Source organism: Aeromonas sp. SE22 (assembly GCF_038739755.1).
Taxonomy (GTDB): Bacteria; Pseudomonadota; Gammaproteobacteria; order Enterobacterales; family Aeromonadaceae; genus Aeromonas; species Aeromonas jandaei.
Map to the genome: position 1 here is coordinate 56,647 of NZ_JBCGFD010000016.1, position 15,402 is coordinate 72,048.

General features: G+C 60.3%; 21 protein-coding genes. 15 read left to right on the forward strand and 6 right to left on the reverse strand.

Translation table 11 applies throughout. The features are described 5' to 3' along the window. From minD to AAHA39_RS18430, 5 genes are all read left to right on the forward strand, one after another. Entirely contained in the window at positions 1 to 813 is an 813-nt protein-coding gene (minD, locus tag AAHA39_RS18410; protein WP_033112499.1) for a septum site-determining protein MinD, read from the forward strand. Between the two features lie 2 nt (positions 814 to 815). Next, on the forward strand, positions 816 to 1,085 hold the full coding sequence (gene minE / locus AAHA39_RS18415) for a cell division topological specificity factor MinE (RefSeq protein ID WP_033112500.1): 270 nt from the start codon (positions 816 to 818) through the stop codon (positions 1,083 to 1,085). A 191-nt stretch (positions 1,086 to 1,276) separates the two neighbouring features. Then, positions 1,277 to 1,603, forward strand: a complete 327-nt coding sequence (locus AAHA39_RS18420; protein WP_033112501.1) for an HI1450 family dsDNA-mimic protein — start codon at positions 1,277 to 1,279, stop codon at positions 1,601 to 1,603. Beyond that, a complete protein-coding gene (gene mtgA, locus AAHA39_RS18425; protein WP_320656578.1) occupies positions 1,588 to 2,385 on the forward strand; it encodes a monofunctional biosynthetic peptidoglycan transglycosylase in 798 nt (265 codons plus the stop codon). The genes AAHA39_RS18420 and mtgA overlap by 16 nt, the downstream gene beginning before the upstream one ends. A 278-nt stretch (positions 2,386 to 2,663) precedes the next feature. After that, positions 2,664 to 2,987, forward strand: coding sequence for an HI1450 family dsDNA-mimic protein (locus AAHA39_RS18430; protein WP_041207870.1), 324 nt, complete (start codon positions 2,664 to 2,666; stop codon positions 2,985 to 2,987). A gap of 43 nt (positions 2,988 to 3,030) precedes the next feature. Here AAHA39_RS18430 and AAHA39_RS18435 read toward each other — a convergent pair whose 3' ends face one another. After that, complete coding sequence (locus AAHA39_RS18435; protein ID WP_033112504.1) at positions 3,031 to 3,342, reverse strand: DUF1289 domain-containing protein; 312 nt, start codon at positions 3,340 to 3,342, stop codon at positions 3,031 to 3,033. Beyond that, complete coding sequence (locus AAHA39_RS18440; RefSeq protein WP_320656577.1) at positions 3,343 to 4,224, reverse strand: CvfB family protein; 882 nt, start codon at positions 4,222 to 4,224, stop codon at positions 3,343 to 3,345. A gap of 193 nt (positions 4,225 to 4,417) precedes the next feature. Between AAHA39_RS18440 and AAHA39_RS18445 the strand changes: the two genes are divergently transcribed. The 4 genes from AAHA39_RS18445 to AAHA39_RS18460 all read left to right on the forward strand — a co-directional run bounded on the left by AAHA39_RS18445 (position 4,418) and on the right by AAHA39_RS18460 (position 6,786). Next, entirely contained in the window at positions 4,418 to 5,632 is a 1,215-nt protein-coding gene (locus tag AAHA39_RS18445) for a YecA family protein (protein WP_320656576.1), read from the forward strand. 170 nt (positions 5,633 to 5,802) lie between these two features. After that, positions 5,803 to 6,267 (forward strand): MarR family winged helix-turn-helix transcriptional regulator, encoded by a 465-nt coding sequence (locus AAHA39_RS18450; protein ID WP_033112507.1) that lies wholly within the window; start codon positions 5,803 to 5,805, stop codon positions 6,265 to 6,267. A 1-nt stretch (position 6,268) separates the two neighbouring features. Then, a complete protein-coding gene (locus tag AAHA39_RS18455) occupies positions 6,269 to 6,457 on the forward strand; it encodes a DUF4250 domain-containing protein (RefSeq protein ID WP_041207874.1) in 189 nt (62 codons plus the stop codon). A gap of 152 nt (positions 6,458 to 6,609) precedes the next feature. Next, a complete protein-coding gene (locus AAHA39_RS18460; RefSeq protein ID WP_320656575.1) occupies positions 6,610 to 6,786 on the forward strand; it encodes a hypothetical protein in 177 nt (58 codons plus the stop codon). Between the two features lie 112 nt (positions 6,787 to 6,898). Here AAHA39_RS18460 and AAHA39_RS18465 read toward each other — a convergent pair whose 3' ends face one another. After that, complete coding sequence (locus tag AAHA39_RS18465) at positions 6,899 to 7,486, reverse strand: FMN-dependent NADH-azoreductase (protein ID WP_162516857.1); 588 nt, start codon at positions 7,484 to 7,486, stop codon at positions 6,899 to 6,901. Between the two features lie 213 nt (positions 7,487 to 7,699). Between AAHA39_RS18465 and AAHA39_RS18470 the strand changes: the two genes are divergently transcribed. The 4 genes from AAHA39_RS18470 to AAHA39_RS18485 all read left to right on the forward strand — a co-directional run bounded on the left by AAHA39_RS18470 (position 7,700) and on the right by AAHA39_RS18485 (position 11,266). Then, positions 7,700 to 8,590 (forward strand): DMT family transporter, encoded by an 891-nt coding sequence (locus AAHA39_RS18470; protein ID WP_320656581.1) that lies wholly within the window; start codon positions 7,700 to 7,702, stop codon positions 8,588 to 8,590. Positions 8,591 to 8,675: 85 nt separating this feature from the next. After that, the gene (gene purT / locus AAHA39_RS18475) at positions 8,676 to 9,854 is read left to right on the forward strand and encodes a formate-dependent phosphoribosylglycinamide formyltransferase (protein WP_320656574.1); all 1,179 of its coding nucleotides are present in this window, start codon (positions 8,676 to 8,678) and stop codon (positions 9,852 to 9,854) included. 129 nt (positions 9,855 to 9,983) lie between these two features. Then, positions 9,984 to 10,643, forward strand: a complete 660-nt coding sequence (hxpB, locus tag AAHA39_RS18480) for a hexitol phosphatase HxpB (RefSeq protein WP_071909980.1) — start codon at positions 9,984 to 9,986, stop codon at positions 10,641 to 10,643. A gap of 419 nt (positions 10,644 to 11,062) precedes the next feature. Then, the gene (locus AAHA39_RS18485; protein WP_033112514.1) at positions 11,063 to 11,266 is read left to right on the forward strand and encodes a CPXCG motif-containing cysteine-rich protein; all 204 of its coding nucleotides are present in this window, start codon (positions 11,063 to 11,065) and stop codon (positions 11,264 to 11,266) included. 60 nt (positions 11,267 to 11,326) lie between these two features. Here AAHA39_RS18485 and AAHA39_RS18490 read toward each other — a convergent pair whose 3' ends face one another. The 3 genes from AAHA39_RS18490 to AAHA39_RS18500 form a co-directional block, all read right to left on the reverse strand. Continuing rightward, entirely contained in the window at positions 11,327 to 11,710 is a 384-nt protein-coding gene (locus AAHA39_RS18490) for a VOC family protein (protein WP_320656573.1), read from the reverse strand. Between the two features lie 17 nt (positions 11,711 to 11,727). Next, positions 11,728 to 12,342, reverse strand: a complete 615-nt coding sequence (locus tag AAHA39_RS18495; protein ID WP_104014878.1) for a riboflavin synthase subunit alpha — start codon at positions 12,340 to 12,342, stop codon at positions 11,728 to 11,730. Positions 12,343 to 12,444: 102 nt separating this feature from the next. Then, on the reverse strand, positions 12,445 to 13,347 hold the full coding sequence (locus AAHA39_RS18500; RefSeq protein ID WP_320656572.1) for a DMT family transporter: 903 nt from the start codon (positions 13,345 to 13,347) through the stop codon (positions 12,445 to 12,447). Between the two features lie 130 nt (positions 13,348 to 13,477). On the opposite strand from AAHA39_RS18500, the gene AAHA39_RS18505 reads away from it, so the two are divergent. Both AAHA39_RS18505 and AAHA39_RS18510 read left to right on the forward strand, forming a co-directional pair. After that, a complete protein-coding gene (locus AAHA39_RS18505) occupies positions 13,478 to 13,684 on the forward strand; it encodes a YaeP family protein (RefSeq protein WP_019445841.1) in 207 nt (68 codons plus the stop codon). Positions 13,685 to 13,831: 147 nt separating this feature from the next. Next, positions 13,832 to 15,211, forward strand: coding sequence for an MATE family efflux transporter (locus AAHA39_RS18510; protein ID WP_320656571.1), 1,380 nt, complete (start codon positions 13,832 to 13,834; stop codon positions 15,209 to 15,211). Positions 15,212 to 15,402: the final 191 nt, after the last annotated feature.

Genomic DNA, 15,402 nt, shown 5'->3' on the forward strand with positions numbered 1-15,402 from the left:
ATGGCGCGAATCATAGTCGTTACATCGGGTAAAGGTGGCGTTGGCAAGACCACAACCAGCGCGGCCCTGAGTACCGGTTTAGCCCAGCGTGGCCACAAAACTGTGGTCATCGATTTTGACATCGGTCTGCGAAACCTGGACCTCATCATGGGCTGCGAGCGCCGCGTGGTGTATGACTTCGTTAACGTCATCAACGGTGAGGCCAACCTCAATCAGGCCCTCATCAAGGACAAGCGCAGCGAGAACCTCTATATCCTGCCGGCGTCCCAGACCCGTGACAAAGATGCCCTGACCAAAGAGGGTGTCGAGAAGGTGCTGGAGCAACTGGCCGAGATGAAGTTTGACTACATCGTCTGCGACTCTCCGGCGGGGATCGAAGCGGGCGCCCTGATGGCCCTCTACTTTGCCGACGAGGCGATCGTCACCACCAACCCGGAAGTCTCTTCCGTGCGTGACTCCGACCGGATCCTCGGCATCCTCTCCTCCAAATCCCGCCGTGCCGAGCGTGGTGAAGATCCCATCAAGGAACATCTGCTGCTGACTCGCTACTGCCCGACCCGCGTCAATCGCGGCGACATGCTGAGTGTGCAGGATGTGCAGGAGATCCTGGCCATCCCGCTGCTCGGGGTGATCCCGGAGTCACAGGCTGTGCTGCGTGCCTCCAACTCGGGCGAGCCGGTCATTCTGGACAAGGAGTCCGATGCCGGTCAGGCCTATGATGATGCGGTTTCCCGTCTGCTCGGTGATACCAAGGAATTTCGTTTTCTGGAAGAAGAAAAGAAGGGCTTCTTTAGCCGACTGTTCGGGAGTTAAACATGTCATTATTGGATTATTTTCGTTCCAACAAGAAACAGAACACCGCACAACTGGCCAAGGAGCGGTTGCAGATCATCGTTGCTCACGAGCGTTCATCCAGAGGGGGGCCGGATTACCTGCCCCAGCTCAAGCAGGATATCCTCGACGTGATCCGTAAATACGTCAACATCGATCCGGACAAGATCACCGTCCAGATGGATCAGAAGAGTGACGAGCTCTCCGTCCTCGAGCTCAACATCACCTTCGCTGATGACAACAAGAAGGGATGAGCTGACGCCATATGCGTGACCCCTTCCCTCAATAAAGACCGGATCCCCTGGCTGGATCCGGTCTTTTATTGCCTCAACTTGGCGAAGCGCCTGCAACCGGCTCGCCAAGGGGTCTGGCGACAGCTAGAATAGCGCCGCCTTCGCTTGCATCGGCCAGCGAGGCTTCTTCTCTTTTTTCTGGAACAGAACTTATGTCCTTGAATGACGAAATGCACAGCGTCGAAGAGCTGCTCGACACCGCCCTTGAACTCTTTATGGAGCTGGCCTCCGACAACCTGCCGGAGCAGGAGATCATCCGCTTCAATCAGGAGTTCAACGATCGCGGCCTGCTGGCAGAGACCGATCCGGCCGACGACTGGGAAGCGGATGTGGGTTTTGCCGTGAGCGATGCCGAGTACGCCGAGATCTGGGTTGGCCTTGGCAACGAGCAAGAAGAGTACGAGCACCTGTTTGCCCGCATGCTGCTCTCCCGCCGTGTTGACGAGAAGTTCTGCCACATCGAATGGCTGCCCCAATAATTCCGGATCCCGATGATCCGAGCCAGTATGTCTGGGAGTCTGACTCTGACGCCCGGCAGATGGCGCCTGAAACCCCGGCCCCCTCATTGGGGCGCCGGGTGTTGAAGTGGGTTGGCAAGGCCTTGCTGGCCGGGCTTGTCTGCTCGGTCGTCTCCGTCTTGCTGCTGCGCTTTATCGATCCCCCCATGTGGAGCTGGCGCATCGAGCGAGCCCTCTTTCCACCTGCCAAAGTGGCACAAGTGCGCCATGAGTGGGTGGATCTGGAGTCTATCTCCAAAGAGCTGCAACTGGCGGTGATTGCCGCCGAAGATCAGCGCTTTGCCGAGCACAACGGTTTTGACATGGATGCCATCAATGCGGCGCTCAAGCACAACCAGCACAGCGAGCAGGTACGGGGTGCCAGTACCCTCAGCCAGCAGACCGCCAAGAATCTCTTTATGTGGAGTGATCGCAGCTTCCTGCGCAAAGGGCTGGAGGCCTGGTTTACCCTGCTGATGGAGCTGGGCTGGGACAAATCCCGCATCCTAGAGATGTATCTGAACATCGTGGAATTTGGCCCCGGTATCTATGGCGCTGAAGCAGCAGCCAACTACTACTTCGGCAAACCGGCCAGCCGGCTGACTCGCTACGAGGCCTCCCTGCTGGCAGCTGCCCTGCCCAATCCCTGGCGCTATCGGGTCAAGCCCCCTTCGCCCTATGTGCAAAAGCGGGCGGTCTGGATCCGCCGCCAGATGGGGCAACTGGGTCAGGTGGCCCTCAACCGGGTCTATCAGGCCAATTGATCATCAGGTGCCACCGGATTTTACCGGTGGCACCTGCCCCACCTCTGCCGGCTCCTGATTAAGGGGCAGAGAGTGCCACCACCAGCTCTCCCGTCGTCGCTTGATCTGCTGTCGTCTTGTCCGTAACCGCATCGCGTCGCCCCCACGCCTATTCACCCGCCACTTAACCATACCCCCGATATGACCGGTTGGACAGGTCATACCCCGCGGTGCACTGGTCTGGCCGCCACCGCCAATACTTGTTACAGTAGCGGCCTCGATGTATCTGGAGTGATTTCATGGAACAGCGTACCCCGGATCAGCTGGTCGAATGGGCCTATGATCAGTTTCTTGAGCAGGCCGCCGACATGCTTGCCCCCGAACAAATCGTCGATATCACCCTGGAGTTTGAACAGCGTGGCGCCGTGGAGGCGACCCTGCCCAATGCCGACTGGTCGGCAGAGCTGGGTGAGCCGGTCGATATGGAGCGCTGGGTCGAAGTGTGGGTGGGTCTGCTGGATCATCAGGAGGAGTTCGAGGTGATCTTCGCCACCTTCCTCCTGCCCCGCCTGATCACGGAAAATCAGGTTTATGTGCGCTGGCACCGCCAGCAACAGGCATAAAAAAGGCGCCATCGGCGCCTTTCTTTTTTCTGGCTTCCCTTGCTCAGGGCTGCGCCGCGATGGCCTTGGCCAGACAGCGACGGCACCAGCAGGCACTGGCCTCCGTCATCGGCAAAGCCGGCAACTGACTGCACCAGCACTGCTCGATGGTCATCCCGGCGGAGACGGCGCAATAAGCCGGTTCACCACAGCCCGGACAACGGTGGGTGCTCCTGGTACCATCCAGCTCGGCCATCACTGCCAGCTGGGCATCGCTCTCCATCGCCGACCAGTGACCGATCTCGGTCAGGGTGCGACCACAGCCAAGGCAGAGGCCATCCTTTGCCTTGCATAGCCCGATGCAGGGACTCGGCACTTACTCCTGCTCCCCGCTCTGGGCAGCAGATCCCGTCTCGGTCAGGGTGATGGCATTGTCTTCAATGACGATCTTGCCCTGCTTGTAGAGGCCGCCGATCGCCTTCTTGAAGGTCCCCTTGCTCATGGCAAAAAGCTTGTAGATGAGCTCGGGTTCGCTCTTGTCACCCACTGCCAGACTGCCACCCTGCTTTTTCATCCGGGCCAGAATGCGCTCGCCGGCATCGTCCACCTTGGCCATACCCGGCTTTTGCAGGGTCAGATCCAGCTTGCCATCGTCGCGCACCTGCTTGACCCAGGCGGTCTGCGGACGGCCCGTCATCACCCGGCCGAACACTTCGTTGCGAAACAGCATGCCGGGATACTGGCCGTTGACGATCACCTTGATGCCGAGGGGAGAGTGTTCACCGGGCAGAGCGGTCACCTCGTCTCCCGCCTTGAAGGGGGGCTTGGCGGTGCTCAGGAAGCGCTCGAGGCGGCTGGTACCCACCATGCGCCCCTCGTTGTCCAGCATCAAACGCACCAGATAGACGTGACCCACCTGCATCGGCTTGTTCTGCTCACGGCTTGGCACAAACAGATCCTTTTTCATGCCCCAGTCGAGGAAGGCACCGATCTTGTTGGCGTTGACCACCTTCAGACCGGCAAACTCGTCCACCATGGCGAAGGGCTTGTCGGTGGTGATGACCGGCTCGCAGTCGGCATCCAGATAGAGGAATACCTGTACGCTCTCCCCCTCCTTGATCCCCTCGGGAAGCTGGCGCTTGGGCAGCAGCAGCTCGCCGTATTCGTCGGCTGCCAGCCAGGCGCCGCGATCTTCGAGTTCAACGACGGTGAGGGTGTTCATCTTGCCAATCTGTATCATGGTGCTCTCTTTTTTCATTACCCGGACGGGCCGGCTGGATCACGGCCCCTATGGCCGCGCATGTTACCCCAAGAGGGGTGATCCGGCCTAGTCCCCTCACCTCACTCTGACCGGTCGATGGCGATATAATCGCCATTCAACCGTCCCTTTGCTGCAAATACCCCCACATTTAGGTAGACTTCGCGGCTGCTCAAATCCAGAGGAACTGTCGATGAACCCATCCACTCGTACCCGTCATCTCAATCAATGGATCCAGACCCACAGCCAGCAGGCGATGACTTATCCCGCTCTGCACGGCTTTCTGTGTGCCCGTCTGGTCGGGCCGGATGCCCCTGACTGGCAGGCCCCGCTGGCCGGTCTGTTGCCCCATGACGCCGAGCTGGATGAAAAGAGTGGCGAGGCCCTCACCCATCTGATCGCCGAACTAGAAGCGCAGGCAGATGAAGCACAGCTGGCCCTGCCGAGCCAATGCCGCCTCCCTACCGACAACCCGGAACAGGTCTTTGAACAAAGCCACCCGCTCGGGCAGTGGTGCTACGGCTTCAGTCAGGGCTTTGCCACCTGGCCCAAGCCAAAGGATTTGAACGACCCGACTACCCAGTACCGTTTCAGCCTGGCCGCCGAACTGAGCCTGTTTCGCGACAAACAGATGGCGCAGATGCTCTATAGCGCCGCCGCCAGCGAACTCCCCTTTGTCGAGTTCTGCAAACGCCAGCGCCAGAATATGAAGACCGCCCTCAACCAGCTGCTCCAGCTCGATCAGTATCAGGCCGCGCCGAGCGCCGATGTAGCCCTCGACAGCGAGCAGGCCCAGCAGTGGCAACGCTGGTTCGAGCTGGCGGACAACTGCCGGGACCATCAGGCCCGCCTCGGCTGGTTCGAGAAGATCATCGCCGATGCCAGCCCGCTGTTTGATGCCAGCTTCTGGCAACAGCTGGGCGGCCATGGCTGGAGCGCTCCGGAAGTGCGCCCCTTGCTGGCAGCCCGGGCCGGTCGCGCCGACTGCCTGCTACGCCTTGGCAAGCTGGACGAAGCCAGGGAGGAGTATCTGGCACTGCTGGCCATCTGCATCCCCGACGAGCTGGGTTGCCGCTACAACCTCTCCTCCCTCTACGCCTTGCAAAGCGACTGGCAGGCGCTGGCCGAATTGCTGGTGCGCTTCGATGAGGCCTCCAGCTGGTTGCTCTACAACCGCGCACTGATGATCTTTGCCCGCGAAGGGGCGGATGCCGCCCGACCCCATCTGCTGGCCGCCATCAATGCCAACCCGCACGTTCCGGCCTGTCTGCTCGGTCAGCGCAAGCTGCCAAAGCAGGAGCCGATGAGCTGGCAGGCAGGCAGCCGCGATGAGGCTGCCCTCTACACCATGCACACCCGCGAGGCCTGGCTCAAGCAGAGCGCTCTGCTCTGGCTGCGCAAGGGCTGACCACTTCCGGATTAAAATCCCGGCGAACTGACCCGGTTTTTGTCTGATGGCGTGCGTCACCGCACATTTCATCGCAACCGGGTCAGACAAACTCGCTTGAGTTTCGTATCATCAATGTCAAAGTATCAAAAGAAACTGCATCTGATGCAGCCGTCACAGCAGGGTGTAATATGTCAAAAATCATAGCGTTACTCGCTCACTACCCGCCCTATCAGTTGGTACATGCCGCCGAAATGCTACGGGATACCTTCGAGCAGTTTTACGAACAGCGTTACCAGCTGACCGTTCCCCAGTGGCGTCTGATGATGGTGCTCGGCCCCAACTACCCCATCAGCCAGAAAGAGCTGGTCGAGGCGAGCGGCATGGACAAGGTGCGCATCTCCCGCGAGATCCGCCGTCTGGCCGAAAAAGGCATCATCTTCACCGAAAACAGCGAGCAGGATAAGCGTATCAGTCTGGTCTCCCTGACCGATAGCGGCCTCGCCCTGTTCCAGCAGCTCAAGAGCGAAGCGGGCAGCTGGCAGCATACCCTGACCGACTACCTGCCCAGTGAATCCCGCGAGGCGATCCGCCAGCATCTGCACAGCGTCAGCGCGGCCATCGAACAGCTGCACTCTCTCGACAAGGAGAAATAGGATGGATCTGAAGAAATTTGCCACCATGGACGTCAACATGCTGCTGAGCCTGATCAATATGCAGCTGCGTGATCGTTACGATGATCTGGAAGACCTCTGCAAGGCGCAGGATCTCGATCAGGCGGCACTGGAAGCACGGCTGGCCAGCGGTGATTTTCACTACCAGCCCGAGCAAAAACAGTTCAGATAGGGATCGGGATCACAACGTCAGCAGCCACAGTGGCAGCGGGGCCAAAACCTGATATGGTCACTCAAGCCTCGGCAGTGCGATGAACGGATACATCACACTGTCACACGAGGGCGCTACTCTTGCTGCCAGTGAGCAAACCCAAGGATGATCCCATGACGTTGAACCGCGAACATTTCCTGATCACGCTCTGCATGCTGCTGATGATCAGCCTCTTCACCCCGCAGATCCCGCAAAGCGTCGAACAGTGGCTCACTGCGGTGATGGTTGGCTCTCTCGCGGCTGTGGTGTTGATGCTGATACGGGGTTGCCGCCGCTTTATGCTGGAGTAGCCTCTGCACCTGCAACCGGTTCTGTGAACGCAACAAGCGTGAAAAAACAAACGCAGCCTGATGGCTGCGTTGTTGTTTATGGCGGGGCTGATTGCCCTTGCTGGCAAACGGCTTAGATAGCCAGCGTCTCGAGCTGCGCCTTGGCGGCTTCAATCCCCTTGCTCTGGGCATCCGGGCCCATGCCCATCCCCTCGGCGTAGATGAAATCCACCTCCTTGATACCGATGAAGCCCAGCACGGTGCGCATGTAGGGGGTCACCAGATCGGTGGCGCTGCCAACGTGCATGCCGCCGCGGGGGCTGATCACCAACGCACGGGTGTTCTCAACCAAGCCGACCGGGCCGGTTTCGGTGTAACGGAAGGTGACGCCGGCACGAGCAACCAGATCGATCCAGTTTTTCAGCTGGGTCGGGATGTTGAAGTTGTACATGGGGGCGGCAATCACCACCAGATCGCTCGCCTTGAGCTCTGCGATCAGCTCGTCGGACTGGGCGATCACCGCCAGCTGACGTTCATTGAGGTTGTCACCACCGCGCAGGCCGGAAGCCAGCTCGCCATCCAGCACCGGCAGGTTGAGGGCCGCCAGATCACGCACGGTGACGACATCATCCTGATGGTCAGCCAGGAAGCCGTCGATCAGGGCGTTGGATTGGGAATATTGACCCAGGATGCTGGATTTGAGAACGAGGATATTGGCCATGGTGAAACTCCATTTGGTTGTCGGTTGAACAGCAGCGCTGTCGATGGAGGTCACTCTAAACATTGCGCTTCTTTGCTGATAGCGAAAATAGATGCTCAACTTGTTCAAAAATTTTGATATTGGTTGATTGCGCGGCAACGGGCGCATCAACCCTTGGCAGAACAAACGATTGCCGCTATGATCCGCCGCACTTTTTTCAGTGACCCGGATCCCATGGCCCACTCGCGCAGCCACTCCCCTTTCGCCGGTGCAGTCTGGATGATGGTGGCAGGCCTCTGTTTCGCCGCCGTCAACAGCCTGAGCCAGTATGTCAGCTTCAAGCTTGGCCTCCCCTCGACCCAGGTTGCCTTTCACCAGTACCTGATCGCCCTGATCTGCCTGCTGCCCTGGCTGGTCCGCCATGGCTTGCGCCAATCCCTGATGACCAACCAGCTGCGCCTGCATCTGCTGCGGGTCGCTCTGGCGGTGAGCGGCATCCAGTTCTGGCTCTGGGCGCTGGCCGAGCCCGTTCCCATCTGGCAGGGTATCGCCCTGCTGATGACGTCACCGCTGTTTGCCACGCTGGGATCCGCTCTCTTTCTCAAAGAGCAGGTGAGCCGCGCCCGCATCGTGGCCACACTCTCCGGCTTTGTCGGCGCCATGCTGATCCTCGCCCCCTGGAATGATGATTTCAGCTGGGCCTCTCTGCTGCCGGTGGCGGCGGCGCTGTTCTGGGCTGGCTACTCCTTGCTGGTGCGTTATCAGGCGGCGAGCGAATCGTCCCACACCATCGTCGTCTACCTGCTTATTTTCAGCACCCCGTTCAACGCCATGCTGGCGCTACCTGAGTGGCAGTGGCCAACGGAAAGCCAGTGGCTGCTGGTGGCCGCATCAGGCGTGTTGTCGGCTCTGGCCCAGATGTCCATCGCCCGCGCCTACAGCGTGGCGGAGGCCTCCTTCATCCAGCCCTTTGATTTCGCCAAGCTGCCGATGAACGTGCTGGCAGGCTGGCTGGTGTTTGGCTGGGCACCGCCCGGCCGACTGTGGCTTGGCGCCGCCATCATCATTGGCGCCATCACGTTGCTGACCCATCTGGAGCAGCGCGCCCGACCATCCGTTTCCTGAGGTACGCCATGCGTGCCTCTTTTTTTGCCCGCTATTCGTGCGATAGCGATCATCAACAATGACCAACGACATCAGGAGAGATCGTATGTTTGGAACCGCAACCCGCCCCGGCGCCACCCGCGCCCTGCTGCTGGGCTCCGGCGAACTCGGCAAGGAAGTGGCCATCGAGTTGCAGCGCTTCGGCATCGAAGTGATCGCCGCCGACCGCTATGCCAATGCCCCCGCCATGCAGGTGGCCCATGCCGCCCGGGTGCTGGATATGCTCGATGGCACCGCCCTGCGCGAGCTGGTCGCCGAGATCAAACCCGACCTCATCATCCCCGAGATCGAGGCCATCGCCACCGAGACGCTGGCTACCCTTGAGCAGGAGGGGGTCAAGGTAGTGCCCAATGCCCGCGCCACCCAGCTCACCATGAATCGGGAAGGGATCCGCCGTCTCGCCGCCGAGACCCTGGGCCTGCCCACCTCCCCCTACCGCTTTGCCCAAAGCAAGGAGGAGTTTGTCGCCGCCGTCGAGGCCATCGGCATGCCCTGCGTGGTGAAGCCGGTGATGAGCTCGTCCGGCAAGGGACAGAGCGTGCTGCGCGATCTCGCCAGGCTCGATGAGAGCTGGACCTACGCCCAGGAGGGTGGCCGCGCCGGTCGTGGCAAGGTGATCGTCGAGGGCTTCGTTCCCTTCGAGTACGAGATCACCCTGCTCACGGTACGCGCCGTCGATGGCATTCACTTCTGCGAGCCTATCGGCCACCGGCAGGAAGATGGCGACTACCGCGAATCCTGGCAGCCACAGGTGATGAGCGAACTGGCGCTGGCCCGTTCCAAAGAGGTAGCGGCCAAGGTGGTTGAGGCCCTCGGTGGTTACGGCCTGTTCGGGGTCGAGCTCTTCATCAAGGGCGACGAGGTGTGGTTCAGCGAAGTTTCGCCGCGCCCCCACGACACCGGTATGGTGACCCTGATTTCCCAAGATCTCTCCGAGTTCGCCCTGCACGTGCGCGCCATTCTGGGGCTGCCGGTCGGCACCATCACCCAGTACGGGCCGAGCGCCTCCGCCGTGGTGCTGCGCGAAGGGCACAGTCAGGATATCCGCTATCAGGGGATTGGCGAGGCGCTTGCCAAGGTGCCGGGTGCCCAGCTGCGACTGTTTGGCAAGCCGGAGATCGCCGGTCGCCGCCGTCTCGGTGTGGCACTGGCCCGGGGTGAAGATTGCCGCGAGGCGGTCGAGCAGGCCAAGGCGGTTGCCGCCAGCGTCGAGGTCATTTTCTAAACGCTGCTTTTTCGCTGCACCGAAACAAACGTTTGCCGGTGTGATCGGGCGCAAGGGGCATGGCAATGCCCCTTTTGCATTTGCCCGTCAGGCTTATAATCCCCTCTTCAAATTTGTCAGGAGTACAAGATGTTAGCTGCCGTGATCTTCGATATGGATGGTGTTCTGATCGACTCGGAACCCTTTTGGCAACGGGCCCAGATCGCCGTGTTCTCCGAACTGGGCCACCCCCACACCGTCGAGGATTGTGAGTCGACCATCGGCGTGCGCATCGATCAGCTGGTCGCCCACTGGTATCGCCTGCGCCCGTGGAGCGGCCCCAGCCAGGACGAGGTGGTGCAGCGCATTCTGGATCGGGTCAACGCCCTGATCCTCTCTGAAGGTCAGGCCAAGGCCGGCGTGCTGGAGGCGCTCGACCTTATCGAAGCGCGCGGCCTGAAAGTGGGTCTGGCCACCTCCTCCCCCTTTGCCATGGTGGAAGCGGTGCTCGGCAAGCTCGGCATTCGCGATCGCTTTATGGCGGTTCACTCCGCTGAAGTAGAGCGTTTCGGCAAACCGCACCCGGATGTCTATATCCACGCCGCCGAAAAGCTGGGGGTTGAGCCGGTGCACTGCCTGGCCATTGAAGACAGCTTCACCGGCCTGCTGGCGGCCAAGGCAGCCTCGATGAAGGCGCTGATCGTGCCGGATCCGGCTTTAGTGGGAGACCCGCGTCTGGCTATCGCCAACTACCAGCTGAGCTCGCTGGCCGAACTCAATAGCGAGATGCTGGCCAGCTGGGCCAAATAATTCGCCCGCACCAGCCGTTCGCATCCTTCACGGGGCCGCAGGCATATCTGCCTGCAGCCCCGTTTTTATGGATGAACAGGAGCCAAAGGATAGATATCCGCCCAGCAGTGAAATGGGGAAAACCGGCCGGATGCGCAGCCCCCCTCCCGGATGGCCAAATGGCCTGTTTGGCCAGTAAAAACCACCGTTCAGCCCCTTTCATTACCAACCAGTAGTTGGCAATAACAGCTACGAATCACCGATTAAAAACCAACATTCGGGCCATTTTTACCCCGGCTGCGCCTGCTGATCCCCTTTTCCGATCCGGGTTTGATCCCTGTCATACCACCTTCATAAACGTGCGCTTGCTCGCGGTTAGCCCGCGCCTGCGCAGCTAGAATCAAGGGAGACAGGCGGCCCGCGGGCCCGAGGAGGTTATCATGATCGAGTACACCAGCAAGCGCATCGTCTGCCCCCACTGCGGCCACCATACCCGGGTCGAGCTGGATGCCAGCCAGGGGGATCAGGAGTTCTACGAAGATTGCATGGCCTGCTGCAATCCGATCCACCTGCGGTTGCATCGGGATGAGGAGCGCGACCGTCTGCAACTCTTCGTGGATGCTGACGACGAGCAGATGTTTTAAGAGCGGCCGATAGCAAAAGGGGCGTGACTCGCGAGAGTGACGCCCCTTTTCGTTTCGTGGTCAGCGGTAGATGCTGCCCTGCCGCGATTTCGCTCTGGCCCAGAGCGTCTCGTCATCGAGATCGGTCTGGATCAGCTCGATGGGCACCCCGGCATCATTGATCACCGCCACCCGATAATCGTCGATCGGCTCGTAGGGCCCCAGGATCACCTCTTCCCCCTCAATGGCGGCCGCCAGATCATCCACCTTGAAGGCGACGTGAGGCACGGTTTTCAGCAGCTCGTGCAGCGGCGAATCATCGCTAAAGTAGTGCCACTGAACCCGAAACCGCCCCGGGTTATCCTCGGTATACATCCCCACCTTTTCGCTGTGGATGCCATGGGGCAAGGGCTCGGCGCTGGGGATGCCAAAGTGGTGAAAGATATAGTTCAGGCCCGGTTTCATCTGCGCTTTTCCTGACGTCAGGCCATTCGACTGGCCAGTACCCGCTCCACCGTATCGACGATGGCCTGGGTCTGGGGATCGATCTCGATATTGGTCGGCCAGCCGGCGCGCACCCAACCGAGGTTGGTGCGAGCCAGCGTCTCGGGGATCAGGTGGACGCAGAACTCCCGCTCGCGCACCTCGCCGATGGTCAGGCTGATGCCGTCAATGCCGATATACCCCTTGGTCAACACATATTTCATCAGCTCGGGGGTGAGGCGATACCACACCTGACGGTTGTTGGGGGTGTCGATCACCGAGGTCACTTCCGCCATCCCGATGATATGACCGGACATGGCGTGACCGCCGATCTCGTCGCCAAAGCGGGCGGCCCGCTCCACGTTGACCTTGTCCCCCACCTGCAGCTTGCCGAGGTTGGTCAGGCGCAGGGTCTCCTGCATCAGATCGAAGCTGACCAGATCCCCTGCAATCCGGGTCACGGTGAGACAGCAGCCGTTGTGAGCCACAGAGGCACCAAGAGCCAATCCCTCGCCCCACTCCCGGCTGGGCATGCGGATCACGTGGGTACGAAATGAAGCACTCTCTTCGATGGCGACCAGCTCGGCCACACCTTGCACAATTCCGGTAAACATCATCACCTCTTTGTTTCTGGTAACACGCTCTGTTTTTTATCGCGGCCTGTGGCCGCTTCTTTTACACAATCCGTTTTTAGACAATTCGTTTCATATACACTGTCACACCTGCTCCGGCGCCTCTGACAGCCCCTGCACGCGCGCCCGACGCTGGGAATGGATGACCACTATGCCAGCCAGCACGATGAGCAGACACCCCGCCATACTACTGAGGGTCGGCATTTCACCAAACATCAGATAGCCGCAGAGGGTAGAAAAAAAGATCTGGAAATAGAAGAAAGGCGCCAGAGTAGAGGCCTGCGCATACTGCATCGCCTTGATAAGGCAATATTGAGAGAGCAGGGTCACCACCGGCAGCGCCAGCAGATAGGGCCAGTCGGCAAGCGCCGGAAAGCGCCACAGTGCGGGCTGCCAGCAGAGCGCGACCATTGCCACCATCCCCAGCATGAAGCAGGTGACGATCAGGATATCGAGGGTGGTCAGACGTGGATCCACCAGCTTGGTGATGAGGTTGTAGCCGGTGTTGGCCAGCACGATGACCAATGGCAGCAGGTAGTAGAGGTTCGCATCGCCTCCGTCGGGATGGGTCACCACCAGCACGCCAAACAGCCCCAGCAACACGGCCGCTACCTTGGCCCGGGTCAGACGCTCCCTGAAAAAGATGACACCGGCCACCACAAAGGCCAGCGAACCAAGCTGGCAGATGATGGTGTAGACGTTGAGTGGCACATGGGCCAGCGCAATCACCGAGACCAGCGCACAGACCAGAAACAGCAGCGAGCGCAGCAATAGCCAGCGATCCACCGCCAGCAGCGCCGACACGGTGCGCCTTGGTAACAACAGCAGCAGACCGAGGAAAGGAACAAAGAAGCGAAACCAGACCATCTCCATCACGGAGTAGCCATGGAGTACCAGATATTTATCCGCGCCATCCTTGAGCGTCAGGGCGAGAAGAGCAAACAGCGTCAGGAAGATCGCCAGTGAATTGCGCGAAGAGAGCAGCATCAAAGAGGCCGAAACAGGAAAAGGGGGTAACCAAACTAACGGGCTTGCCGCAAATTACAACCGCGAGACTGACAAAATGGGAGCAAAACCGCTATATTTGCTCGCCTTTTTACTTTCAAGGAAGCAAATCATGATGGTTTATGAGTGCTGTGAAGCGATCCGTATCGCCTATAACCAGATTGGCTCCGGCGAGCAGGGCTATGTGCCGAAGGCCATCGCCGCCGCTATCCGCGCCCTCAACGCGGTCGCCGCCGATGAGCGGGTGCCCGCCGAACTGCGTGAACAGGCCGCCTATGCGGCAGCCAACCTGCTGATCAGCGATCACGAAGACGCCTGATCCCGCTGCCGGGGCGGCAACTATTTCGTCCTGGATGAATTTCAGGCTAAAATGCCTCCCCCACCCTTTGCATGCCCGCCCGGGTATGCAAAGGCTCTTCCCGATTTCCGCTCTTTCTCTATCTATCTGATCCACTCGGAGGTGTCAGTGCAACGTTATTGGTCCGAGGCGAAGCAGCTCGTCCGTCTAGCCAGCCCCATACTGGTCGCCCAGGTCGCCCAGGTCGCCATGAACTTCGTCGATACCGTGATGGCGGGTCAGGTGAGTGCGGTCGATCTGGCCGCCGTGTCGGTGGCCTCCAGCTTCTGGCTACCGGTGATCCTGCTGGTGCAGGGGATCATCATGGCGCTCACCCCCATCGTCTCCCAGCTCAACGGCGCCCGCAAGCGGGAGCAAATCCGCCCGGCCGTCCATCAGGGCTTCTGGCTGGCGCTCATCGTTACCCCGCTGGCGATGGTTGCGCTCTATTACAGCCCGCTGGCGCTGCAGTTCATGGATGTGGAACCGGTGATGGCGGCCAAGACTACCGGCTACCTGCACGCCATCCTGTGGGGCCTGCCCGCCTTCGTGATGTTCCAGGTGCTGCGCAACTTCAGCGAGGGGCTCTCCCACACCATGCCCACCATGGTGATCGGCTTTGTCGGGCTGGCGGTCAATATTCCCGCCAACTACATCTTCATTCACGGTCACTTCGGCATGCCCAAGCTCGGCGGGGTCGGCTGTGGCGTGGCTACCGCCATCGTGCTGTGGGCCATGCTGCTGGCGATGATCCTCTACGTGAAGCTCTCCTCTCATTTCAAGGAGATCAACCTCTTCTCCCGACTCGCACGCCCCAACGGCAGCCGGATCTGGCGCCTGTTTCGCTTGGGGTTCCCCATCGCCATGGCCATCTTCTGCGAGGTGACCCTGTTTACCGTGGTGGCCCTGATGCTGGCCCCCTTCGGCGCCGAGACGGTGGCGAGCCACCAGATTGCCCTGAACTTCTCCAGCCTGGTCTTTATGCTGCCCCTCTCCATCGGGGTGGGCGTGACCATCCGGGTCGGCCACAGCATCGGCGAGGGGCAACCTCATCACGCCCGGGTGGCAGCCCGCACCGGGCTGTTGCTGGGGATGGGCATTGCCGCCCTCACCGCCGCCCTGACGGTGCTGCTGCGCGAGCAGATTGCCTCCATCTATACCGATGATCAACAGGTGATCGTCCTGGCGGCTATCTTGCTGTTCTTCGCCGCCATTTATCAAATCTCCGACTCGGTGCAGGTGGTCGCGGCCGCCGCACTACGCGGTTACAAAGATACCCAGGCGATCTTCTACGTCACCATCGTCGCCTATTGGGGACTGGGGCTGCCGACCGGCATGATCCTGGGTCTCACCGACTGGGTGGTACCGCGGATGGGGCCGCAGGGCTTCTGGATTGGCTTTATCGTCGGCCTCACCAGTGCCGCGCTGATGCTGGGGGCTCGCCTGCGCCATATCTATGGCCGCTTCGCGACGCCGGAGGCGTGCACCACCCTGTCGAGGGCCCAGTAAAAGCGGCAACTCGCCTGCAAAATCAACAGGCTGCGCAAGAACTGGGCAAACAGTCTCCTTTGTGCATATGGCCTGTTGACAGCCTTGGGGGGCATGGGTAGTATGCCGACCACGCCAGCAATGCTGGCGTAGTGAAGTGGGTTTATAGCTCAGTTGGTTAGAGCACTACCTTGACATGGTAGGGGTCGTTG